Raw genomic sequence first — 24,354 nt, 5'->3', positions numbered from 1 at the left:
ATGAGAGTTATTTTTACTGGTGGCGGTACTGGCGGTCACATTTATCCAATTATGGCAATTATCGAACGTTTGAAAGAACGCGGAATTTGTACTAATGATGAAATTCTTTTTGTCGGAACACAAAAGGGATTGGAATCAAAGATTGTTCCAGCAGCGGGTATTAACTTTAAAACAATAAAAATTCAAGGATTTAACCGTAAGCATCCTTTGAAGAATTTTGAAACAATCGAATTGTTTTTCAAAGCAACCAAACGTGCTAAAGAAATTTTAGATGATTTTAAGCCTGATGTTGTTTTAGGAACCGGTGGCTACGTTTCAGGTGCTCTTGTTTATGAAGCAGCCAAAATGCATATTCCAACGATGATCCATGAATCTAACTCTGTTGTTGGTTTAGCAAATAAGTTTTTAGGCCACTATGTAGATAAAATCTGCTACACTTTCGATGACGCTGCTAAACAATTTTCTGAAAAGAAGAAATTGGTTAAGACAGGCAACCCTCGTTCTCAACAAGTTTTAGGTTTTAATAATAAAAAAATTGATTTAGCCGAAAAATTGAATTTAAGTGCAAATATTCCAACTGTTTTAGTCTTTGGTGGTTCACGTGGTGCTCTTGCAATTAACCGCATCATGTTGAAATCACTGATGGAATTGAAGAAAAAACCATATCAAGTAATTTGGGCAACTGGTACTTATTATTTCGATGCAGTTCAAAAGAAAATAGGTGGGATCGACATTGGCAGCAACATTAAAATTTTGCCATATATTAAAGATATGCCAGCACTTTTGCCAGAGATGACCTGTGTAGTTGCCAGATCCGGAGCTACTAGTATTGCTGAGTTTACTGCCCTAGGTGTTCCTGCAATTTTAATTCCAAGTCCAAATGTTACTCATAATCACCAAATGAAGAATGCTTTGGATCTTGAAAAAGCAGGTGCTGCTTTAGTATTGCCAGAAGATGATTTGAACCCTAATAATTTCGTTTCTTCTGTCGATCATATTTTGCTCGATGAAAAATATGCTAAGAAGATGTCTGAGGCTTCAAAGGCTTTAGGTGTTCCTGATGCTTCAGATCAAGTTATTAAAGTAATGAAAGAGATCTCTCGTTAGAAAGAAGGTGAGGCAGATGCCTAAAAAAAGAGTGACAAAGATAGATCCACGAAAAGAATTATCACCATATCTTAATCACCAAGAAAATCAAAATCGCAATCATAAAAAGAAGAGCAAGGTTTCTGCCTCATTATCTAAACTAAAAAGTTTTCGTCGGAAATCGCTTTTTAAAAACTTAGGTATCATTGTTGGTACTTCACTTATAGCTGTCCTCATCTTAGGCTATTATGTTTCTCCACTGGCTAATGTTAATAATGTTCAAGTGGTAGGAGCTGATGACTTATCTTCGAAGAAAGTTGTGTCCAGTTCAGGGATAAAAGCCTCAGATAAATTAATCGATTATCGGCTCAATTCTAAAAAATTGAATAGCAATTTGGAAAAGAAATATCCAGAAATTCAGCATGTCAGTGTTGAAATAAGTCATATTAATCGGTTAGTATTAAATGTTAAAGAATACCCGACAATAGCTTATATCAAAGTTAAAGATGGCTATCGCAAGCTTTTATCTAATGGAAAGATTGGCAGCAATGCTCTTGCCTGGTCAAAAATTGATCGGAGCAAACCGCTTTTTATTGGCTATAGCAAGAAGACATCTTTGACAGATGATTTGGAGCTCTTTAACAGTTTACCTGCTTCTTTTCGTAATCAAGTCAAGCTGCTGAGTGGGAGTGCCATTAGAAAATCACAGATTATTCTAGTGATGAAAGATGGCAATGTCGTTATCGGCGATATCTCTACCTTTAAGCAAAAAATCAAATATTATAATGCGATCAAGAAGAAAGCTGGCAAAAACAGTTTAATTGATCTTGAGGTCGGTGCTTTTAGTAGACCTTTAACAAAGAGTGAAATGAAGGCTTATGGCATATCATAGCGGTATTGAATCCACTTTTATGTTAAAATTTTTGCAAGGCAATTATTAATGGGGGCTTAATTTTGGATTATTCAAATCTTTTGGTGGGCTTAGATATTGGTACCACCAGTATAAAAGCAGTTGTTGCCGATGACGGTAAAGTAATTGGTGCAGTTACAACACCAAACACAGGGATGCGGCACGGTAAAATAGTTGATATTGATCAAACCGCAGCTGCAATCAGTCAAACGCTTAAAGAAGTGGCAGAGAAGACCAATTCTAATATTTATCGAGTAGTAACTGGCATACCTGTAAGCTTATTGCAATTAGAGACAGCTACCGGAATTACAACTGTCAGCAATAACGGTCAAGAAGTTGGCAATGAAGATGTTAAACGTGTTTTGCAATCTGCAATTAAGTCAGCCGTTAAAGACGGCTACGATCCAATTGTTTTCTTGCCAAGCAGATTTATGATTGATGGTAAGACGGATGTTGACGATCCACGTAAGATGATTGCACACAGCTTGGCTGTTCGTGGCATTATTTTAACTGCACCATCAGGTTCATTGCACAATATTAGAAAGGCAATTGAAAGAGCAGGCTATAAGAACAATTTCTTCGTTCCAACTCCATTAGCTATAGCTAGCGTTGCCTTAGATGAAGGTGAAAGAACCTTTGGCTCTATTATCCTTGACTTAGGTGGCGGTACTTCCACTGCAACAAGTATTCATGAAGGTCAAATCAAATACGCTAAGACTGATCTTGAAGGTGGTAGCGACATCAGCAATGATATTTCCGTTGTATTAAGTACCTCCAAGAAAGATGCAGAGCAAATCAAATTAGATTATGGCTTTGCTGAACCAAGTTTAGCTTCAAAGAATGACAAGTTTGCCGTTAATAGTGTTGGTTTGAATGGACAACAAATGGTAGATGAGGTTTACTTAAGCGAAATTATTAATGCTCGGTTAATGCAAATTATTAAGAGAATTGGTAAAGGATTAGTCAAAACCAATGCTCTTAAATTGCCAGGCGGCATAATTATCACCGGTGGAAGCAGTTTGCTTCAAGGCATTGATAGTTTGGTTGCTAATACCTTAAATATTAAGACGCGGATCTATCAACCAGAACAAATGGGAATGAGAAGTCCAATTTATACTGCTGCATACGGCATTGTAAATTATGTTTATAAAATGTCTGATATTGACTTTTTGGTAAATACCGCTATTTATGGTGGACCGGTCAGTGTTGAACCAAGTCGTTCTTCAGAAAAAGAGAGCAAGAATTTGAAAAGAACGGTTACTTCTAGTGAAACTGAAGCAAAAGAAGCTTATAATAAAGATAAAATGCAAAGAAGAGATCATTCTTCTGAGAAAAAAGAAAATAAAAACAGAACAGGAAGCATAAAAGACTTCTTCAAAAAGTTCTTTGCCTAAAGGTGGTTAATTAGATGGATTTTACATTCGATTCAGACGACAATAAAAATGCTGTCATTAAAGTAATCGGTGTTGGTGGCGCCGGTGGTAATGCTGTTAACCGAATGATTGACGATGGTGTTCAAGGCGTTTCATTTATTGCAGCTAATACAGATGTACAAGCACTTAACAGTAATAAAGCAGAGGAAAAAATTCAATTAGGGCCTAAATTGACAAGAGGTTTAGGCGCTGGTTCACATCCTGAGGTTGGTCAAAAAGCCGCTGAAGAAAGTGAGCAAACGATTGAAGATGCCTTAAAAGGTGCAGATATGATCTTTATCACTGCCGGAATGGGTGGTGGTACTGGTACCGGGGCTGCTCCAGTTGTTGCTAAGATTGCAAGAGAAACTGGTGCTTTAACTGTTGGTGTTGTTACTAGACCATTTAGTTTTGAAGGCCCGAAGCGTTCCAGAAATGCCGCTGAAGGTATCACTCAATTAAAGCAATATGTTGATACTTTAGTTATTATTGCCAACAACCGCTTACTTGAAATGGTTGATAAGAAGACTCCAATGATGGATGCCTTTAAAGAAGCAGACAATGTCTTAAAGCAAGGTGTTCAAGGTATTTCAGACTTGATTACTTCTACAGACTACGTTAACTTGGACTTTGCTGATGTTAAGACAGTTATGGAAAACCAGGGTGCTGCCTTGATGGGGATTGGTCGTGCTAGTGGTGAAAACAGAACTGTTGAAGCTACTAAATTGGCTATTTCATCACCATTGCTTGAAGTCTCAATCGATGGTGCTAAACAAGTGTTGCTTAACATTACTGGTGGACCAGATTTGACATTATTTGAAGCTCAAGATGCATCTGAAATTGTTTCTAAGGCAGCTGGTGACGATGTTAACATTATCTTTGGTACTTCAATTAATCCTAACTTGGGTGACGAAGTAGTTGTCACAGTTATTGCTACGGGAATTGATTCGGCTACAGAAGAAGCTGCTTCAAAACAATTGCCAGGCAGAAGCCACCAAATCAAGTCTCAACCTAAGAAGACTGAAGAAGCTCGAGCTACTAAGCCAACGATTGGTCAAACTGTTCAACCAACAGTAAATCAAAGTACCAATAATACCGATAATACGACTGCTAAACACGAGAGTATGGTTGATCCAACTAGTGTTTGGGGCTTAAATAACGATGACCAAACTACTAGAAGAACTACACCAACTAACACAAACGCTAGTCAAGATGACAGCTTTGACTATTTCAGCAGCGAAGATCAAAATAGTATTTCACAAATTGAAACCAGTGCACAAGATGATGACGATGATAATAATGATATCCCATTTTTCAAGCACCGCGGTGAAAGCTAATAGGGGGAAAGAAAGATGGCTTTTGATAAATTAGGTAGATTCTTCGGAATTTCCGACGATGATGATAATGCAGTGGATGAAGAAGAATATACTCAAGATCAAGAAAACGATGATACTCAAATTCCACTGAATACAGTTAACCGCGATAATGTGGTTTCTATTAAATCTGGAATGAATTCAAACAAGAGTCAAATCGTTTTATATGAACCTCGTGTATATTCTGATGCTAAAGATGTTGCACAAAACTTATTGCAAAATAAGGCTGTTGTAATTAACTTTAGCAGAATGGAAGATAGCTCAGCTAGAAGAATCGTTGATTTTATTACTGGTACTGTTTATGCTCTAAATGGTAAAATTCAAAGAATTGGCGACAAGATCTTCTTAGCTACACCTCCAAAATTCGTTACTGATGGCAAGATCAGTGAATTAGTTGATAAGAAAGATAATTTGGACTAGTTAATGATCGGTTACTACATTTTTGTTGGAATATCCTATATTATTTGGATTTATAGCATTATTTTGGTAATTGATGCAATTATGAGCTGGCTTCCTTTTTTAGCCAATTCATTTGTTGGCAGATTGCTTAACAGAATTGTGAATCCATATCTGAATCTGTTTAGAAGAGGACCAATTGCTAAATTAGCTTTTAGTACAGGAATTGATATTTCGCCTGTAATTGGTATTTTCATTCTTTATTTGATTCAAGGATTAATCCAAAATATTGCATACAGATTTATTTAATGGTGGGTTAATGGAAAAAAGACAAGCGAGTAGTTTTTACCCACATTTTCAATTAGATGAAAGACCAACAGTTGATAAACTTGTTGGTCTTTTTAATAACTTAGTATTTAAGCATGAAAGCTTATTAACAGATTTCTTAGATCCCGGACAACGGGAAATATTAAAAATAATTGTTGGTAATGAGGCTTTTTTGCAAGATTTTGGCGGTTATCTAAATTCTGAGAAAAGAAGAGTTTATCTAAGTGAAGAGTGGGAAAATTTTAGAACAACTGACTTTCAAGTCCAAGCTTTTGAAATACAATATCCAACCAAATTTTATAAGTTGACACATAGCTCAATTTTAGGAACATTAGCTAATTCTGGGATTGAAACTGATACTTTTGGCGATATTATTACAGATGGACATGGCAAATGGCAATTTTTTGCAAAAAAGGAATTGCAAAGCTATTTTGAAGAGCAAATCGTTAGAATTGGTAAAAGCAAGGTAAAATTGCAGCCAATTTCTTTTAAAGAAGTACTTGTTCCTGAAGATGATTCAATTGAAAAGGTTGAAATTGTTTCTTCATTAAGATTAGATGCAATTTTGGCTGGCATCAGTAAGCAAAGCAGAACGCAATTAAAAACGCAAATTAAAGACGGAACTGTCAAATTAAATTGGCATGATATTGTAAATTCTAATATAATGATTAAAGAAAATGATGTGATCAGTTTGCGCCATTTTGGTCGGTTACAAATTACGAACATTAGTTCTACAAGAAAAGGAAAATTTAGGGTGGTGTTGAAGCTTTGGCAAACGAAGAAAAAAAGGTAAGTCAAATTACTCCGATGGATATTCATAATAAAGAGTTCAAACGTCGGGGCAGAAATGGGTATGATCGTTATGAAGTCGACAAATTCTTAGATGAGATTGTTGACGATTATGGTGACGCTCTTGATCAAGTGGTTGATCTTAAGAATAAAGAAGTTGATCTCAACAAGAAACTGGATCAATTTGAAGATGAAAATGAAAATCTTAAGAATGAATTGCAAAAATATCGTCAACGTGAACAAGAAGTAAACGAGGTATTGGTTTCAGCACAAGAATCAGCTACGCGAATTAAAAAAGAAGCTCAAGAAAAAGCAGACAGTATTATTAACGATGCCAAAAATCAAATTGCTACAGATACTAAATTTGAGCAGCAACAGAAAGATACTCTAGCTGAAGATTACGATCGTCTTAAAGAAGAAGTAGGTTCTTTTAGAGCACAATTACAAGAGATGCTCAAAAAGCAGATTACTATTTTAAATGATGATCAATGGCAAAAAGCTTTAGACAAATATTTTGATACTGATCGTTATTACCCAGAGGATGGTTCTGAACCTATTCCAACTGCTAATGATGAGTCAAAGGAAGTTGACAAATCTGCTGAAGATGCTTTAAAATCTTCTCATAAGCCTACTAATGACGATGCAAAACCAATTGTGGGCGATAGTCCAAGTGAAGAGACAATTGATGTTAAACCACAGAGAAGAACCAGATTAAAAGCTGGTCCTACAATTATCTTTCCCGACGACTATAAAGATCGAAAGAATTAATTAGACTGACAGTAAAACTTAAGGGCAATTCAGCGAGTTAGCGATGGTGGAAGGCTAACAAAAGAGCCTAAAAGTTGATCAGCTGCCGATTGGGTCTAAGCGTTTAGTTGCATGATACGCAACGATAAGTGGAGCTTTTGGCTCAAATTAGGTGGTACCACGGTTAACCTCGTCCTAAATTAGGGACGAGGTTTTTTGTTAGAAAGGAATTTTGAATGAGAATCAAGGATACTTTGAATTTAGGCAAAACTAAATTTAAGATGCGCGGCAATCTTCCTGTCCGTGAAGTTCAATGGCAAAAACAATGGAAAGAAAATAAATTATATGAACAAAGATTAAAGTTAAACGAAGGCAAGCCTCGTTTTGACTTGCATGATGGTCCTCCATTTGCTAACGGCAACATTCATATGGGCCATGCCTTAAACAAGATTTCCAAGGATATCATTGTTCGTTACAAGAACATGGATGGCTATTACGCACCTTATGTTCCTGGATGGGATACTCACGGTCTTCCTGTTGAACAACAACTTGCTAAAAAGGGCGTAGATCGTAAGACAATGGATCGTGCAAAGTATCGTGAACTTTGTCGTGAATACGCTGAAAAGCAAATTAAAAAGCAAATGACCGACTTCAAGCGCTTAGGTGTAATGGCTGACTGGGATCATCCTTACATTACTTTGCAACCTGAATTTGAAGCTGAAGAAATCAGGATTTTTGGCGAAATGTATAAGAAGGGCTACATCTATAAGGGTAAGAAGCCTGTTTACTGGTCATGGTCAAGTGAATCAACTTTAGCAGAGGCCGAAGTTGAATATAAAGACGTTAAAGCAAATTCAATTTTCGTTGCCTTCCCAGTTAAAGATGGCAAAGGAATTATCGATCCAGAAAATACCTATTTTGTAATCTGGACTACTACTCCTTGGACTATTCCAGCTAATGAAGCAATTTGTGTAAACCCTAAGTTTGATTACGTAGTAGTAAACGTTGGCGACAAGAACTACGTTGTAGCTGCAGGCTTGCTTGATGGCGTTGCTGAACAAATTGGTTGGAAAGATTATAAAGTAATCAAGGCTATCAAGGGTGCAGACATGGAATACATGACTGCTAAGCATCCTCTTTACGATAAAGAAAGCTTGGTTATTGAAGGCTTCCATGTAACTTTGGATGACGGTACTGGTTTGGTTCATACTGCACCTGGCTTTGGTGAAGATGACTTTAATGTTGGTCAAAAGTACCACTTGCCAATTTTTAGTCCAGTTGATGCACAAGGAAAATATACTGATGAAGTACCTGAATTAGCCGGCATGTTTTATCAGGATGTCGATAAGTTAATGGTGCAAAAGCTTAAGGACTGTGGAGCTTTGCTTAAGCTCAAAGTCTTTACCCACTCATACCCACATGATTGGCGTACTAAGAAACCAGTTATTTTCAGGGCTACTACGCAATGGTTTGCTTCAATTGAACCATTCAGAAAACAAATTCTTGATCAAATTGACAAGGCCAGCTTCATTCCTTCATGGGGTAAAACTCGCCTTTACAACATGATTAAAGATCGTGGCGACTGGGTAATTTCCCGTCAACGTGCTTGGGGTGTTCCACTTCCAATTTTCTACGCAGAAGATGGAACTCCAATTGTTACTCCTGAAACTATTGAACATGTAGCTAAGGTCGTTGAAAAAGAAGGAACAATTGCTTGGTACAAGCACACTGCTAAAGAATTGCTTCCAGAAGGCTTTACTTCAGAACATTCACCAAATGGCGAATTTACTAAAGAAAAAGATATCTTGGATGTTTGGTTTGACTCTGGGACATCATGGGCTGGTGTCATGAGAAAACGCGATGGGCTTCATTTCCCAGCTGATCTCTATCTTGAAGGCTCTGACCAATACCGTGGCTGGTTCAACTCTAGTTTAATTACTTCAGTTGCTACCACTGGCTTGGCACCTTACAAACAAGTTTTATCACAAGGCTTTGTGTTGGATGACAAGGGACACAAGATGTCTAAATCACTTGGCAATGTTATTTCACCAAATGACGTTATCAAGAAGATGGGTGCCGAAATTATTCGTCTCTGGGTAGCTCAAGCAGATACTTCTTCTGATGTTGCCGTATCGTATGATATTTTGAGTCAATCTGCAGAAAGCTACCGTAAGATTAGAAATACCTTCCGTTACATGTTGGCCAACACAAGCGATTTTGATCCGGAAGAAAATCGGATTGCTTATGAAGATTTGCGTTCTGTCGACCAATACATGGAAGTAAAGCTCAATGATTTGATTAGAGACTGTCTTGCTGCTTACGATAAATATGACTTCTCAACTGTCTTCAAGAAGGTCTTTAACTTTATTTCAAATGATCTTTCATCATTCTACTTAGACTTTGCTAAGGATGTTCTTTATATTGAAGCTAAAGACAGTCATGCACGTCGTTCAATGCAAACTGTAATTTATGATGCTGCAGTTAAATTAGCTAAAATTTTAACACCAATCTTGCCACACACGATGGAAGAAGTATGGAGCTTTTTGAAAGAAAAAGAAGACTATGTCCAACTTGCTAACATGCCAGAAGTTGTAACTTACGAAAATCGTGAAGAATTGCTTGAAAACTGGCATAAATTCATGAATCTTCGTGATGATGTTTTGAAGGCATTGGAAGACGCAAGAAATAATAAACTGATTGGTAAATCATTTGAAGCAGCTGTTACGATCTATCCTGATAAAGAAACTAAGGCAATGCTCGATGATTTGAAGGCAAACTTCAGAGAAATTTTGATTGTTTCTAAGCTAACAATTGTTTATGGTGAAGCTCCAGCAAATGCTGAAAAGCTTAATAATGCTGCAATTGTTGTTGAACACGCAGAAGGCGAAGTTTGTCCACGTTGTCGAATGATCAGAAACGACATCGGCAAGGATCCAAAATTGCCAATGCTTTGTGGTCGTTGTGCTGAAATTGTTGAGGCTAATTTCCCAGAAGCTGTCGAAGAGGGACTTGAGAAATAATGCGTTTAGGAACAGTAAAACAGTTTGATGAAGGAAGCAGCTATGGTTTTATCACCGATGAGCAGAACCATAAGTCTTACTTTGTCTTCTATACTGCTATTAAAGAAGAAGAATATAAACGATTAGAGGTTGGCCAAAGAGTGAAATATCAATTAGCGCAAGGCAAAAATGGTTTGCAATGCGTGAATGTATATTTGGCTGACTAATTAAGATAGGTGGAAGTTTGAATGGATTTAAAAGAAACAGAAATTTCTTCTCAAACCATATTTAAGGGTCGAATTGTTGATTTATATGTTAGAACAATTAAGCTCCCAAACGGAGAAACTTCAACGCGAGAAGTAGTTAAGCACCAGCCTGCAGCGGCAGCAATTGCAATTGATGATAAAAAGCAGATGCTGCTGGTTAAGCAATGGCGTGAGCCAATTAAAGCCTTAACTCTTGAAATTCCGGCTGGTTTAATTGACGAAGCAGATAATAGTCCGCTAGATGCAATTAAGCGTGAGCTTAATGAAGAAGGCGGCTATGAAGCTGATTATTGGGAAAAAGTAGCAGAATTTTATTCTTCTGTTGGTTTTACCGATGAAAAGCTGTATCTTTTCTATTGTGATACTTTAACCAAGCTGCAAGAAAAGCGTTCGCTTGATGCAGACGAGTTTTTGACTGCAGACTGGTATAGTTTGGATGATTTAAAAAAGTTAATGTCTGAAGGCAAAATTGTTGATGCTAAAACGGTTTATGCCATTACATTTTGGGAGAATATGTTATTAACTAGTGCCCAAGATACGAAGGAAAAAGATGGCTGAAAAACGTTCTGATTACCGCAGACAACAATCAAGAAAAAAAGGTAAAAAGCTTTTACATCATATTAGATCGGCTTTTGCTGATCAAGATAGCACCGAAGAGAAAGTAGACGTCAATCCGGAATTTCAAAGAACTCAAACGGAGAGACGATACTTTACTGATGATGGTCAAGAATTTGCAAATAATTCTGAACCAATTGATACTGGCTTGTCGCGAGAAGATAAGAGTTTAAGACTGAAAAAGAGATTGAATCGTGCTATTCTGATAGTGTTCGTTCTGATCATATTAGTGCTTTTGGCACTGTTTCATTTATAAAAAGAATAGAGGAAAAGTATGAAGATTGCGATTATTGTCCCAATGGAAATTGAGGCTGCTTATTACCGCAAATACTTTCACTCAGAAGATAAGGAAATGTTCGGATCAACTGTATTCGAACATTTTTCTGTTAATGGTAACGATGTTTACATTGGCTTGAGTGGAATTGGCAAAGTGCAAGCAGCTATGAATTTGGCTAGTTTATTGAGCAACGTTGATATTGACATGATTTTTATGACAGGTTCAGCTGGTTCAATGAATCCCGACGTTCATAAAGAAGATTTGATTCTTCCTAGCGAATTTGCATACCATGATGCGCATAATACGATGGCGGGTGATTATGTTGAAGGACAGATTCCACAACAACCTGCACGCTTTAAGCTTGATTCACCTGAAAGAGCAAAATTTGGCCAATATTTAAAGTCTAAGGGCGTTGATTATAAGGAAGGCTTAGTTGTAACTGGTGACTCATTTATTGCGTCTGATGCACAAAAGAAGACAATTAAGAAGAATTTTCCAGATGCACTTGGCGTAGAAATGGAAGGAGCAGCTTTCGCACAAGTCGCATATCACTTCAATAAGCCTTTGATTGCGATGCGAGCAATCTCTGATAACGGTGATGAAGACGCCAATGAAGACTTTGACGCTTTTGTTAAAAAAGTTGGAGCTAAGGCTGCAAAATTAATCTGTGATTATGTAGAGGAGATTGATTAAATGAGTGAGATTTACTTAGATAACGCTGCTACGACACCAATGTCGCCAAAAGTAATCGATGTGATCACTGACCAAATGAAAAATGATTTTGGCAATGCTTCTAGCACGTATCAACTGGGCAGACAGGCAAGACATGTTATCGATCAGGCACGTCATCAGATTGCGCAGGCGATTAATGCTCAAGATGGTGAGATCATCTTTACTTCTGGCGGCTCAGAAAGCAATAATACAGCTATTTTTGGTACAGCTTACAGTCGCAAAGATATCGGCAAAAAAATAATTACCACTAAAATTGAACACCCTTCCGTTTTAAATCCGATGAAGAGATTAGAGAAACAAGGCTACGAAGTGGTTTATCTTGATGTCGACGAAAGCGGACATATTTCTCTTGATCAGTTGAAAAAGGAACTAACTCCGGACACGATTTTGGTTTCAATCATGGCTGTCAATAATGAAGTAGGCTCAATTATGCCAATTCAAAAAATTGGTGAGCTAGTGGCTGATAGCAATGCTTATTTTCATGTAGATGCCGTTCAAGGGATGGGCTCAATTGATTTAGACGTTAAGAAGATGAAGATTGATTTCTTGTCCGTTTCTGCGCATAAAATTAATGGACCTAAATTCTTAGGCTTTTTATATGAAAATAGCAAGATAACGATTCCTGACCTGGTACTTGGTGGGGAGCAGGAGATGAAGCGAAGAGCCGGAACGGAAAACGTTCCTGGTATTGCCGGCTTTGGCGAAGCTGTTAAAGAGTTAATGACGATGGGCCATGCCTCTCTGCAAAAGAAATATAAGCATTTTCAAGATATTATTTTGAATACGCTTGATAAAGCAGGGATCAAGTATCATATTAATGGTGGACGAGGAGAAAATGTCTCTCATCACGTCTTGAATTTGCAGATTGATGGTGTCTCCACTACTGTTTTGCAAACGATGCTTGATTTAAATGGCTATGCAGTGTCTGGCGGATCAGCATGTACAGCAGGTTCACTAGAGCCTTCACATGTTTTGATTGCTTGTTTTGGAGCTGATTCTCCTAGAATCAAGGAATCTATCCGGATTTCTTTTGGTCGTTACAATACAGATGAAGAAGTCAGCCGGTTTGCAAAGAAATTGGCAGAAATTGCTCAAGAAAAACAATCCAGTGAAAAATAGTTGCTTTCAAAAAGAAAGTGACTTATTATTAATAAGCGAGGAATTAAAATGGCAAATACAGTTGTGATTAATGGTGATAAACGAAAATTCACTTTGAGTCCGGATATTAAGTTATATGCTTTAATTGATGCAGGCTTTATGAAGACTGCTAAAGGCAATTTTAACTATGAACATCCCTTGTATAATGATTCACCTTATAATGCGCCAACTAAGCTCAAGATGACAATCAACAAGGAGTTGTCACATCTGACCATGGTTGTTACTGATCGCAATGGTTTGCAAAAGGTTAATATTTTTAAGAACAAGCAATTGGCCCCAACTGTCGATCTTTTAAATTATATTTTGAAAGATTTGGAGGAGCGTAAAATTATTGTTCCAGTAAAGGATTGATTTTTGATGGTAGATAATAAGAAAAAAAGAGTCGTTGTCGGCATGAGTGGAGGCGTGGATTCTTCTGTTTCTGCACTTCTTCTTAAACAACAAGGCTATGACGTAATTGGCGTCTTCATGAAAAATTGGGACGACACCGATGATGCTGGTGTTTGTACCGCAACTGAAGATTATGAAGATGTTAAAAAAGTTGCTGATAAAATCGGCATTCCTTATTATTCAATCAATTTTGAAAAAGAATATTGGCACCGGGTTTTTGAGTATTTCTTAAACGAATACAAAAAAGGCAGAACGCCTAACCCCGATGTTATGTGCAATAGCCAAATCAAGTTTAAATCGTTCCTAGAATTCGCTATGGATCTGGATGCTGACTATATTGCAATGGGACACTATGCTAAGACTGTCAAAGATGAAAATGGAATCGTGCATATGATGCGCCCTAAAGATGGCAATAAGGATCAAACATATTTCTTAAGTCAGTTGAGTCAAGAGCAAATTAAAAAAGTTATCTTTCCTTTAGCTGATTTAATTAAGCCACAAGTACGTGAAATTGCACTTGCCAATGGTTTAGCTACGGCCAAGAAAAAAGATTCAACTGGAATTTGTTTCATTGGTGAAAGAAACTTTAGAAAGTTCTTGAGTGAATTTTTGCCAGCAAAATCTGGAAAAATGGTGACGCCAGATGGTCACGTAGTCGGTGAGCACGCTGGATTAATGTATTACACAATTGGTCAAAGACAAGGTTTAGGACTGGGGTCTACCAAACAATCAACAGATCCATGGTTTGTTGTCGGTAAAGATTTGAAGAAGAATGAATTGATCGTTGAGCAAGGCTATGACAGCAAATTGCTTTATGCTACTGAACTTAAGGCAAGTGACATGTCATTCTTCACTGGCAAGCCTGATCATGATGTTGAATTTCATTGTTCTGCAAAGTTTCGCTATCGTCAATGTGATGTTGGCGTTACTGTAAAATATCACGCGGCAGATAATAGAGTTGATGTTTTTTTTGATGAACCAGCGCGTGCAGTAACGCCTGGTCAAGCACTTGTGCTTTATAATGGCGAGGAGTGCTTGGGTGGCGGCTTTATTGACGCGGCTTACCAACATGAAAAGCAGCTGCAATTAATTTAATTAGAACAAACAGAGATAAAACGAGCAAAGTTTTATCTCTGTTTTTATTTTGAAAGAAAAATTTTGATGGTAAACTAATATTGTATAGACCAATATGTGAGAAAGGAAATCAATGATGTATAAACTTATTGCCTGTGACCTTGATGAAACCTTAATCAGTGATGATTCAACAATTTGTGAACGCAACCGCGAGGCAATCAAAAAGGCACTGTCACTAGGAGTAAAATTTGTTCCGGCAACGGGCAGAGGCTATGTTGCAATTGCTAATATTTTAAAAGAGCTGAACTTGTACAATAAGGCTGATGAATACGTGATTTCTTTTAATGGTGGCTGCATTAGTGAAAACAAGGATAATCAGATTTTAAAATTTACTGGCATCCCTTTTAAGAAGGCAGAAGAGTTATTTAATATTGGCAAGAACTTTGACGTCTGCATTCACGTTTATACTAAGGAAAAAGTATACTTGTACCATGCTAGCGATAATGAATTTGATTATATGAAAGTACGTCATCCTGTTGAAAAGATTGATGATCAAACTGATCTTAGCTTCTTAAAAGGTGAAAAAATTGCCAAGATGATTTATGGCAATCAAAATATGAACTATCTTCATGAAGTAGCAGATAAGATCAAAAACGAAACCGCTGATTTAGATGTTTCATATTCATCTAACAGATTTTTGGAATTAAATCATGCTGGCATCAATAAGGGTACCGGTTTAATCTGGTTAGCTGATAAGCTTGGCATTAAGCCTGAAGAAACAATGGCGCTTGGTGATAACTGGAATGATCTGTCAATGATTCAAGCTGCTGGTTTAGGAATTGGGATGCAAAATGCCGTTCCTGATATGAAAAAGGACTGTGATTTTATTACTGCAGCTAATAACAATCAAGGCGGGGTTGGCGAAGCAATTGAACGGTTTATTTTAAAGCCAGCTAAGGATTAAACTTAAGTCATATTTTTGCTACAATGGTCTCTAAGGAGATAAAAATTATGCAAATTTATTTTGTTCGTCATGGAAAAACTGAATGGAATTTAGCCAGTCGCTTTCAAGGTGGTCACGGAGATTCACCCCTATTGCCCCAAAGTCTAAAAGATATCCAAAAACTTGGACAGCATTTAAAAGGCACCAAGTTTCGTGGTATTTTTGCTAGCCCTCTTCAAAGATCTTTTAATACGGCTCAGGGCATAGATGATGCAATGAACGCTAAGTTGCCAGTAGTGATTGATGAACGCTTGCGTGAGTTCAATTTGGGCGATATGGAAGGCATGAAGTTCGACGATGCTGCCAAAAAGTATCCTAAACAAATTGATAACTTTTGGCATCATCCTGATCAATACGATCCACGAGAATTGCATGGCGAAACCTACGAACATGTTATTGCACGCGGCAAAGATTTTGCTACAGAAATGGCTCAGCGTTTTCCAGAAGATGACGATAAAATCTTGGCAGTTAGTCATGGTGCTGCTTTATCAGCAATCATGGGTGGTTTATTAGGCTATCCTTTAAAAGACGTACGTAAACGTGGCGGCTTGAGCAACACTAGTTTGACGGTTCTGGAGACTAAAGATGGTGGCAAAACTTTTCATCCGGTAATCTGGAATGAGACGGATTATTTAGGAAGAAAACTTTCAAAAACTGATTCACTTTAAAATGGATAAAAAAATAGCAGACTTATATGACGCGGGCAAAGTTGACCGCGCCATTCATTTATTAATTCAAAAAATTGATGATCACCCGCAAAATGTTGAAAACTATTTGCAGTTATCGACATACTTGCTTGAGCAGGGCAGCAGCGATCAAGCACAAAAGCTGCTTGAACAGGCTGAACATTTGGTAAAAAAGCCTCAAGAGCTCTACTATAATCTGGCTGTTTGTTATTACAGTCAAGGTGATTTTGATAAAGCTTTGGCTTTGCTTGATCAAATTGAAAATGATGATTTGACTTTATATCAAAAAGCACTAGTTTATTTAAAACTGGGACAGGGTCAAAAGGCACTTGCATATGCATTAACCATCAAAAAAATTGACGAGCGAGTTTTAGAACTGATTGGCGATATTTGGCTTAGTCTAGGCAATTTAAAACAGGCTGAGACAAGCTATCTAAAAATTCCAGAAGAAAAAAGAACAGCAAAAGTTTATTTTCTTTTGGGAGTTAGTTTATTCGCTGATAATCGTGATCAAGCAGAAAAGTATTTTGCTCAGGCAAAACAAATGGATCCAAAATATTATCAAGAAACGCAGCAGCAATATGGTAATTTACTAGGCTTAATAAGCGGCAAGGACAATTAAAATGGTTAAATTTACAGGAAAAGTCAACGGCATTGTCTTTGAAAATGATCAGGATATGTTCAAAATCCTTGATGTAGAAATACTTGGCAAACTTGAAGGCTATCCTCGTGATGAAATAAAGGTCACTGGCAGCTTTGGCGAAATCCAGATTGCAGGACGCTATCAATTTGATGGTCGCCTGATTATGCATGACAAATTTGGTCTGCAATTTCGTTCAGATAGCTATCAACAAGTGATGCCACATGAGGAAGGCAGTTTGACCAAATATTTAAGTTCAAACAAATTTCCTGGCATCGGCTTAAAAGCTGCAGGAAAAATTATTGATGAACTTGGACTTAATGCCTTGGATGTTTTGAAAAATAATCCTGCTAAGATCGATACCTTGGCCTTAACGCAAAAGCAGAAGGACAGTCTTTTATCAGGAATTAATTCAATGGACTCCTTTTCAGAGATAATTTTAAAATTAGCCCAATATGGCGTTAAGAAGAAGGTTGCCACTCGTCTATATCAGTTCTATCATGGCGAGGCCTTAAAAAAGCTGCAGCAAAATCCCTATGCAGCGATTGCTGAAGTGCAAGGCTATGGCTTTAAAACGGCAGATATCATTGGTCGTGAATTAAATATTAAGGCCGATGATCCTAAGAGAATCCAAGGGGCAGTTTATCAAGTTTTAATTGATGCTTTAACCAGCAGTGGCGATACTTATGTTGGATTAGCTGAATTGTTAACTGAAAGCAGTAAAATGCTTGATATTTCGGCCTTTGATCCAATTGCTAAAGAAGTAAATACGCTGCAAAAGAACGGTAAAGTTGTCGTTGATGGTGAAAATGCAGCTATATCTAATATTTATGAAACTGAAGTAAATATTGCCCGAACGCTAAAAAATTTAGTACAACGCCGGCAAGACCAGCATGACGAAACATACTCTGATAGCGAGATGGAAGATGCTATTGAAGAAGCTGAAAAAAAGTTAAAAATCAAGTATGATGATACACAAAAGGCTGCAATCAAAAATGCTTTGAATAATCCAGTTTCGATTTTGACAGGTGGTCCCGGAACTGGGAAAACAACGATTATTAACGGCATCTTGCTGTCTTTACGGCAGTTGGCCGATATTCCAGCTTCTGCATTATACAGTGAAGACCCACCGTTTTTACTAGCTGCACCAACAGGCAGAGCAGCTAAAAGAATGAGTGAAATCACCGGCATTGCTGCAAAAACTATTCACCGGTTGCTTGGTCTAGGAATTGGCGAAACGGATGAAGCCGAACTTAACGAATTGAATGGAGAAATTTTAATTATTGATGAGATGTCAATGGTTGATATGTTCCTGTTTAAGCAATTGGTCTCTAGCATCAATCAAACTCGGCATATCGTCTTTGTTGGAGATAAGGATCAGCTGCCATCAGTCGGAGCTGGGAATGTTTTTAGTGATCTGATCAAATCACATGCTTTTCCAACAACGATTTTGAAACAAATTCACCGTCAAGGCGATGATTCGACGATTATTACCTTAGCCCATGACGTAAATGACGGCAAAAATCAGGATGAGCTGTTCAAGAAAACCAAAAACTATTCATTTATCCCTTGTCAGCCGCAAGTAGTCGGAGATGCTGTCGGACAAATTGTCGAATTGGCGTTAAAACGGGGGTTTTCTAAAGATGATATTCAAGTCCTCGGTGCAATGTATCACGGCAATGGTGGCATTATTAATTTGAATGATATTTTGCAGGAAATTATGAATCCACCAAAAGCCAAAAGCAAACAGGTTGAGGCTCATAACGAAAATTTCCGTATTGGTGATCGAGTTTTGCAGCTGCAGAACAATCCTGAAAAAGACATTTACAACGGACAGATTGGTAAAGTCGTCGGCATTGATGATCACAGTTCCGATAAATGTTTGATTGCCAATTTTGATGAACGTGAGGTTGAATTTAATAAAAAAGACCTGTCTGATTTGACACGGGCTTACGCAATTACTATTCATAAATCACAAGGGTCTGAGTTTCCGCTGGTAGTTTTGAATTTAACTATGCAAAATTACGTCATGCTAAAAAGAAATCTTCTTTATACAGCAATTACGCGAGCGGAGAAGAATCTCGTGCTAGTAGGTGAGCCGCGAGCATATATTACGGCTTTGAATACTCCTGGCAATGATCGAAAGACCGGCTTAACTGCAAAGTTTCAAAAAGAACTGAAAGTTGATCAGTCAAATGATGATGCTGCAAAAAAGCTGCCACCAAAATCAGCAGAACAAGAAGATTATATTTTAACTAAAGAAAAAATCTATTCAGGTGAAATTGATCCAATGATTGGGATGCAGGATATTAGCTTAAAAGCTCGTTAATCGCTTCTAAAAGCCAGTAAAATAAGTTAAAATATTAGATGTTAGAGTCAAAGTCCAATGTCATTCGCCCTAAGTTTAGCTTGGGGCTTTTGTTTTGGGAAAAGAAGAATTGCAATGAGTTCATATTATGAATTAAAATGGCGCGATGAAGATTTATCTAAATATTCAACAGATAAGCTCTACTTTATTTGGAATGTAGTTAAGCAGCCGCTTCGCCCTGAATATCGACAAATGCTAGGAGAATTAAAGTGGCGTCAAGCTAAGAAGAAGCAAACGAATGCTTTAGCCAAAATTAAAGAGATTATTTCTTTGCGGACAGATAGAAATGAATTACGTAAAGCTTGGTTGAAGTTGCATCCGCAAGCTAAAAAAGAAAGAACAGGGAAAACCATCTCCGAATTAGCGCAGATGCTGCCAGAAATTTCGAAGCAATTAGGGGCTTTTATTGAACTAGAAAATATTGAAATAAAATACTTTGGCAGTGACGGTGAACCTTATTATGAATTGACAGATTTTAGGGATGTCTTTCCGAATAATTACTTAAAGAGTGGTTTTAAAAAATATGGAATTGCCGAAAAGAAGTTTTTACAACTAATAGGTAAAGCGCATCAAGAACAATATCGAAAATTACGCCAGCAAATTGAGCTTGAAGAAAACGAAAATGGCGAAATCATTATTCCATATTATGATGCGGTTGAGTTAAAACATATTTTGGAAGAAGCAGGTTAGAGCAAAATATTTTTAAGGAGTGCGAACAAAAGGTGAAGCTTAAAGCAGAATTTATTCAAAGTGAACTTGGCAATTGGGTTGCAAGAAATACCGCTGTTATTCCGGTTAGTTCAGATACCTTTGAAGTGGCGACAACTGAAATTGATTCTTATGGTGACACGATTTATTGCTTTGTTAAACAGGTTGATAATTTGTATCAAATTAGCGATGAGGGTCGAATGCTTTTCAAACTGGATCCAGGTGCAAGCGATCAAGAACTTTATGAAACAGCAGAAGCAATTGCGATAGGGGCCGGTTTTGATTATGATGAAAAGCATTGTGAAATCTCGGTAACAACCGATCAAGATAATTTAGCGCAAGCGATTGTTAAATTATCACAGCTTCAATTGGCAATATCATATTTGGGTTAAAAAAAGCTTGGTTATAAAATAACCAAGCTTTTTATTGTCTTAGATTAAATGAGTCAATTTGAAATGCAACTTTGAATTTTTGCTTTTTTTGATCTTGGCCGTCAATTTGGCCATATTCTGGCTTAGAAGTGACAATTTCAATTTTACTGCCGGCAATGTCATGAAAATGCGGATCATAAACATGAGAGCCGTCCTTTAACAATTTAGCAAAAAGGCGAATAAACTTATGCAAACTCGGCTTTTGAACAACGACCGCATCTAAATGATGGCTGTGAATGTTAGCTGAAGGCAAAATTGCAAATCCACCGCCAAAATATGGATGATTTGTGGTAGTGACAAAGTAGACATCATCGTATTGCAATATATGATTGTCCTTTGTTACTTTGACGGAGAAAGTGTCCTGTCGGCAAAGTACGTTAATAATATTAGACGCGTAAATTAAATTGCCGAGATGAAGCTTATTCAATTTTTCCTTCATTTTTTGATGATTGCTGCTGTACACGACAAAAGCATCAAACCCAATCCCAAAATTATTTACAAAATAATATGGTCGGTTGTTTTTTAACGAAGAAATAAACTTGCCGCAGCCAACTGGATGATAATCTAAATTTTGTAAAAGTCGATTTACCAGTTCTTCCGGCTTTTTTGATAAATGAGCGGCACGTGCAAAATCATTGCCAGAACCAGCAGGGAGATAGGTAATTGGCGTTTCGGGATGATTTGAAGTTTTTAATTCCATTGAGAACTTCGTTTAAAGATCCATCTCCGCCAATAACAATCAAAATTTCATTTTCTGGATGGGCGAGGTTGCCATAGTTTTTAGCTAAGCTGATTAATTCTCCAGAATAATTGCTTACTTGGTAATCAAAGGGTAGGAGCTTCTCCTGCAAAACTTTGCTAAGCTCGGAAAAAGTCTCACAAGCTTGGCCATTGCCCGCCACGGGATTCAAAAGTAAATGTATTTTTTTAATATTTTGCATTTTTGACTTGTTTTTCTAAAAAAAGAAAACCCTTGCGGGCTTCTTTTAAATTTATTTCTTTTCAACAATCATTGGTAAAATCATCGGACTTCTTTCTGTCTTGGAATATAAAAAGTCAGAAAGGTTTTCAATAATTGCCTTACGAATATCGCTATCTTTAGGCTTATCCGTTTTAGCCATTTCATTTCTGAGAACGTGGTAAACATGTTTTTGTGCCTGACTAATTAATTCAGTAGATTCGCGCATATAAACGAATCCACGACTTAAAATATCAGGTCCAGCTAAAACGCACTTATGTTTATAATCGACAGTAGCAACAGCTACAACTAATCCTTCTTCAGATAGAATTTGTCGATCATGAACAACTAAGTTGCCTACATCTGCTGTACCTGAAGTATCAACATAGACATCACCAGCTGGAATATGACCGGCAATTCTTGCTCCTTCAGGCCCAAAGCAGACTACTTCACCATTTGATAAAACAAATGTGTTGTCAGCTGGAACGCCAGCTTCTTGTGCAAGTTCGGTATGAATAACCTGCATTCTGTATTCACCGTGAACAGGAATCATGTACTTAGGTTTAGTTAACCGAACCATCATCTTTAATTCTTCTTGACCACCATGTCCAGAAGTGTGGACGTTGTTTACACGACCATGAATGACATGTGCGCCACCTTCCATTAACTTGTTAATTAAGTGGTTAACGCTTAATGTGTTTCCTGGAATTGGGTTAGATGAGAAGATAACTGTGTCATCAGGCTGTAAACTGATTTGACGGTGAGTACCATTAGCAATTCTGGATAGGGCAGCTAATGGTTCACCCTGTGATCCAGTACATAAAATCATTGCCTTTTCAGGTGGCGTATGATTAATTTCATCCGCATCGACAATCAAACCTTCAGGCAAATTAAGATAGCCTAAATCAATCCCATTTTGTACGCCATTTTCCATGCTTCGACCAAAGATGGCAACTTTTCTGCCAGTATCAATTGCAGCTTGAATAGCTGTTGATACACGGTAAAGATTTGAAGCAAAGGTAGCAAAAATGATTCTGCCTTTAATTCCAGTGATCATGTCATGCAAAGATTTAGCAACAAATCTTTCAGACTTGGTAAATTGCTGTACTTCGGCGTTGGTTGAATCAGACAATAAAGCTAGGACGCCTTCATCGCCAAGCTTGGCCATTTTTTGAAAGTCTGGAGCCGGCTGATCCATTACTGGTGTTAAGTCAAATTTAAAGTCACCAGTAAAGACTACTGCTCCAAGTGGAGTATGAACAGCAATTCCCAAAGTGTCAGGAATAGAGTGAGTAGTTCTAAAGAAGGAAACACTTAATTTATTGAATTTTAAAACTGTATCTTCATGTTCTTCATGAAGCTCAGTTGTATTCAAAATACCGTGTTCTTCTAACTTGCCTTTGATTAAAGCTAAAGCAAATGGAGTTGCGTAGACAGGAATTTCAGGAATTTTTTCCAATAAAAATGGAATGCCTCCGATGTGGTCTTCATGTCCGTGACTAACAACTAGTGCTTTAATCTTTTTACGATTTTTAACCAGGTAGGAATAATCAGAAATAACATAATTGATACCTAGTAAATTGTCTTCGGGAAACTTAATGCCACAATCCATGATAATAATTTCATCTTGGTATTGGACACAGTACATATTTTTACCGATTTCGTGCAGACCCCCGATGGCGAAAACGGCAACTTCATTATTTTTTATTCGCACTCTTATTACTTCTTATCGAACGACGTTAATTTAAAATCAGCGTGTTCTTTTTCGTACTTTAAAGAGTTTCCAGTTAATTCTTGGATGAGTTCAATGTTGTAGGGGGTATTATCCTCAACCAATGTTCTTGCTTCGACTTGGTTGTCTGCCTCCATGTAAAGAGTTTGTGTTGTTTCTCTACGTGGGTTAACAATCTTGTCTTTTTGATATAAAACTTTGTAGATCATATTTATAATCTCCTTAATTTATTGTAAAAAACGTTCTCAAAATGAATATTTATAAAAAATATTCTATAGCTAATAAAAATTTTATCATAATTAATAAGGTAAGTATAGAAAAAAGCTAAGTGTTATGACTTTTTTAAAAACAGAGAATATGTTGACTATAAATAACAAAAGGACTACCATAAGACATGGTAAATAGCTTTTATAACTCATTTACTTGAAACAAAGAAGCCTCTTCGATCTTCTTAATTCCTACATAAACCAAAAAGCTGTTGGCCCAGTCACCCAACGGCTTTTTTCTTTATGAAATTTTTAACCTAAAAAAAGCACTGACCTAAATCATTGGTTAGTGCTTTGTTATTTTATTGTCTTAAAAATAACATATTAAGAAATGACGATGGTGCTTTCGTCCAAATGGAATGGGTCTTGCTTGTTGATCCGATCGTAAAAAAGGTGACCGTTAAGGTGGTCAATTTCGTGACTGGCAACAATTGCAGGATAGTCTTTTAAGCGAATTGTTTTTTCTTCACCATCTACAGTGAAGTAGTGAATAGTTAATTTATCTGGACGAGGAACGTAACCATCAATTTCTTTATCAACACTTAAGCAGCCTTCACCTTCACTTAAGCAAACTTTTCTGACAGATTCAGAAATAATTTCTGGATTTACAAACGTTTCTTTAAAAAGAATGTTTCCCTTGTCATCTGGAACAAGCAAGGAAGCCATTTGTACGCTTTCGTCGACTTGAGGAGCGGCCAAACCAACGCCGGCACGAAGTTGATGTTTTTCAGCAATTTTAGGATCTTGTGAATTAATTAAATATTCCATCATATCTTTTGCTAATTGCTTGTAATGATCGCTAAGTGGAAAAGTAAGTGGTTGCGCAACTTTACGTAAAACGGGATTTCCGTCACGCGTAATATCTTTCATTAAAATCAATTTGATATCTCCTTTATAATCATTTTGTCTCAATATTATTTTTACCATAAATTAATAAGCAATGTCTAATTTTTGCCAATAAAAAAGATAAAATGAAAAATTAGTCTTAAACGTTGACCACCATAAGCTTAG

General features: G+C 37.1%; 27 protein-coding genes. 22 read left to right on the top strand and 5 right to left on the bottom strand.

All coding sequences use genetic code 11. The annotated features are described in order from the left end of the window. The 22 genes from murG to B2008_RS01900 all read left to right on the top strand — a co-directional run bounded on the left by murG (position 1) and on the right by B2008_RS01900 (position 20,348). Complete coding sequence (gene murG, locus B2008_RS02005; protein WP_281828483.1) at positions 1 to 1,107, top strand: undecaprenyldiphospho-muramoylpentapeptide beta-N-acetylglucosaminyltransferase; 1,107 nt, start codon at positions 1 to 3, stop codon at positions 1,105 to 1,107. A 16-nt stretch (positions 1,108 to 1,123) separates the two neighbouring features. Further along, a complete protein-coding gene (locus B2008_RS02000; protein WP_281828482.1) occupies positions 1,124 to 1,978 on the top strand; it encodes a cell division protein FtsQ/DivIB in 855 nt (284 codons plus the stop codon). Between the two features lie 62 nt (positions 1,979 to 2,040). Then, entirely contained in the window at positions 2,041 to 3,390 is a 1,350-nt protein-coding gene (gene ftsA / locus B2008_RS01995) for a cell division protein FtsA (RefSeq protein ID WP_281828481.1), read from the top strand. A gap of 14 nt (positions 3,391 to 3,404) precedes the next feature. Further along, positions 3,405 to 4,745: a cell division protein FtsZ gene (gene ftsZ / locus B2008_RS01990; RefSeq protein WP_281828480.1), complete on the top strand. Its 1,341-nt coding sequence runs from the start codon at positions 3,405 to 3,407 to the stop codon at positions 4,743 to 4,745. A gap of 15 nt (positions 4,746 to 4,760) precedes the next feature. Next, on the top strand, positions 4,761 to 5,201 hold the full coding sequence (locus B2008_RS01985) for a cell division protein SepF (protein WP_281828479.1): 441 nt from the start codon (positions 4,761 to 4,763) through the stop codon (positions 5,199 to 5,201). A gap of 3 nt (positions 5,202 to 5,204) precedes the next feature. After that, a complete protein-coding gene (locus B2008_RS01980; RefSeq protein ID WP_281828478.1) occupies positions 5,205 to 5,486 on the top strand; it encodes a YggT family protein in 282 nt (93 codons plus the stop codon). Positions 5,487 to 5,496: 10 nt separating this feature from the next. Beyond that, positions 5,497 to 6,297: an RNA-binding protein gene (locus tag B2008_RS01975; RefSeq protein ID WP_281828477.1), complete on the top strand. Its 801-nt coding sequence runs from the start codon at positions 5,497 to 5,499 to the stop codon at positions 6,295 to 6,297. A gap of 14 nt (positions 6,298 to 6,311) precedes the next feature. Beyond that, positions 6,312 to 7,061 (top strand): DivIVA domain-containing protein, encoded by a 750-nt coding sequence (locus tag B2008_RS01970; protein WP_414671990.1) that lies wholly within the window; start codon positions 6,312 to 6,314, stop codon positions 7,059 to 7,061. A 215-nt stretch (positions 7,062 to 7,276) separates the two neighbouring features. Further along, on the top strand, positions 7,277 to 10,060 hold the full coding sequence (gene ileS, locus B2008_RS01965; RefSeq protein WP_281828475.1) for an isoleucine--tRNA ligase: 2,784 nt from the start codon (positions 7,277 to 7,279) through the stop codon (positions 10,058 to 10,060). Then, on the top strand, positions 10,060 to 10,266 hold the full coding sequence (locus B2008_RS01960; RefSeq protein WP_281828474.1) for a cold-shock protein: 207 nt from the start codon (positions 10,060 to 10,062) through the stop codon (positions 10,264 to 10,266). Before ileS ends, B2008_RS01960 begins: the two co-directional genes overlap by 1 nt. Positions 10,267 to 10,287: 21 nt before the next feature. Beyond that, positions 10,288 to 10,863, top strand: coding sequence for an NUDIX hydrolase (locus B2008_RS01955; protein ID WP_281828473.1), 576 nt, complete (start codon positions 10,288 to 10,290; stop codon positions 10,861 to 10,863). Beyond that, the gene (locus B2008_RS01950; protein WP_281828472.1) at positions 10,856 to 11,176 is read left to right on the top strand and encodes a hypothetical protein; all 321 of its coding nucleotides are present in this window, start codon (positions 10,856 to 10,858) and stop codon (positions 11,174 to 11,176) included. The genes B2008_RS01955 and B2008_RS01950 overlap by 8 nt, the downstream gene beginning before the upstream one ends. Positions 11,177 to 11,194: 18 nt before the next feature. Beyond that, positions 11,195 to 11,890, top strand: a complete 696-nt coding sequence (locus B2008_RS01945) for a 5'-methylthioadenosine/adenosylhomocysteine nucleosidase (protein WP_281828471.1) — start codon at positions 11,195 to 11,197, stop codon at positions 11,888 to 11,890. Then, positions 11,891 to 13,048, top strand: coding sequence for a cysteine desulfurase family protein (locus tag B2008_RS01940; protein WP_281828470.1), 1,158 nt, complete (start codon positions 11,891 to 11,893; stop codon positions 13,046 to 13,048). A gap of 48 nt (positions 13,049 to 13,096) precedes the next feature. After that, positions 13,097 to 13,438 (top strand): DUF1831 domain-containing protein, encoded by a 342-nt coding sequence (locus tag B2008_RS01935; protein ID WP_281828469.1) that lies wholly within the window; start codon positions 13,097 to 13,099, stop codon positions 13,436 to 13,438. Between the two features lie 6 nt (positions 13,439 to 13,444). Beyond that, entirely contained in the window at positions 13,445 to 14,572 is a 1,128-nt protein-coding gene (mnmA, locus tag B2008_RS01930; RefSeq protein WP_281828468.1) for a tRNA 2-thiouridine(34) synthase MnmA, read from the top strand. A 115-nt stretch (positions 14,573 to 14,687) separates the two neighbouring features. Continuing rightward, the gene (locus B2008_RS01925) at positions 14,688 to 15,515 is read left to right on the top strand and encodes a Cof-type HAD-IIB family hydrolase (protein ID WP_281828491.1); all 828 of its coding nucleotides are present in this window, start codon (positions 14,688 to 14,690) and stop codon (positions 15,513 to 15,515) included. Between the two features lie 47 nt (positions 15,516 to 15,562). Then, positions 15,563 to 16,222: a histidine phosphatase family protein gene (locus B2008_RS01920; RefSeq protein ID WP_281828467.1), complete on the top strand. Its 660-nt coding sequence runs from the start codon at positions 15,563 to 15,565 to the stop codon at positions 16,220 to 16,222. A gap of 1 nt (position 16,223) precedes the next feature. Further along, positions 16,224 to 16,862, top strand: coding sequence for a tetratricopeptide repeat protein (locus B2008_RS01915; RefSeq protein WP_281828466.1), 639 nt, complete (start codon positions 16,224 to 16,226; stop codon positions 16,860 to 16,862). A gap of 1 nt (position 16,863) precedes the next feature. Beyond that, on the top strand, positions 16,864 to 19,209 hold the full coding sequence (locus B2008_RS01910; RefSeq protein ID WP_281828465.1) for an ATP-dependent RecD-like DNA helicase: 2,346 nt from the start codon (positions 16,864 to 16,866) through the stop codon (positions 19,207 to 19,209). A 114-nt stretch (positions 19,210 to 19,323) separates the two neighbouring features. Further along, positions 19,324 to 19,938 (top strand): temperature-sensitive replication protein, encoded by a 615-nt coding sequence (locus B2008_RS01905; protein WP_281828464.1) that lies wholly within the window; start codon positions 19,324 to 19,326, stop codon positions 19,936 to 19,938. 32 nt (positions 19,939 to 19,970) lie between these two features. After that, the gene (locus B2008_RS01900) at positions 19,971 to 20,348 is read left to right on the top strand and encodes a DUF1828 domain-containing protein (RefSeq protein ID WP_281828463.1); all 378 of its coding nucleotides are present in this window, start codon (positions 19,971 to 19,973) and stop codon (positions 20,346 to 20,348) included. A 31-nt stretch (positions 20,349 to 20,379) separates the two neighbouring features. On the opposite strand, the gene B2008_RS01895 is transcribed toward B2008_RS01900, so the two are convergent. From B2008_RS01895 to def, 5 genes are all read right to left on the bottom strand, one after another. After that, complete coding sequence (locus B2008_RS01895) at positions 20,380 to 21,087, bottom strand: diacylglycerol/lipid kinase family protein (RefSeq protein WP_345739788.1); 708 nt, start codon at positions 21,085 to 21,087, stop codon at positions 20,380 to 20,382. Beyond that, positions 21,020 to 21,328, bottom strand: a complete 309-nt coding sequence (locus B2008_RS08270; protein WP_345739787.1) for an acylglycerol kinase family protein — start codon at positions 21,326 to 21,328, stop codon at positions 21,020 to 21,022. The genes B2008_RS01895 and B2008_RS08270 overlap by 68 nt, the downstream gene beginning before the upstream one ends. Before the next feature lie 51 nt (positions 21,329 to 21,379). Next, positions 21,380 to 23,059, bottom strand: coding sequence for a ribonuclease J1 (gene rnjA / locus B2008_RS01890; protein WP_281828462.1), 1,680 nt, complete (start codon positions 23,057 to 23,059; stop codon positions 21,380 to 21,382). Between the two features lie 5 nt (positions 23,060 to 23,064). Continuing rightward, on the bottom strand, positions 23,065 to 23,286 hold the full coding sequence (locus tag B2008_RS01885) for a DNA-dependent RNA polymerase subunit epsilon (protein ID WP_006351440.1): 222 nt from the start codon (positions 23,284 to 23,286) through the stop codon (positions 23,065 to 23,067). 381 nt (positions 23,287 to 23,667) lie between these two features. Next, positions 23,668 to 24,222, bottom strand: coding sequence for a peptide deformylase (gene def / locus B2008_RS01880; protein WP_281828461.1), 555 nt, complete (start codon positions 24,220 to 24,222; stop codon positions 23,668 to 23,670). Positions 24,223 to 24,354: the final 132 nt, after the last annotated feature.

It is taken from the genome of Lactobacillus sp. UBA5813 (assembly GCF_002417895.1).
GTDB classification, from domain to species: domain Bacteria; phylum Bacillota; class Bacilli; order Lactobacillales; family Lactobacillaceae; genus Lactobacillus; species Lactobacillus amylolyticus.
The sequence above is the reverse complement of the archived record's forward strand: the minus strand, read 5'-3'. Positions and strand labels throughout refer to the sequence as shown.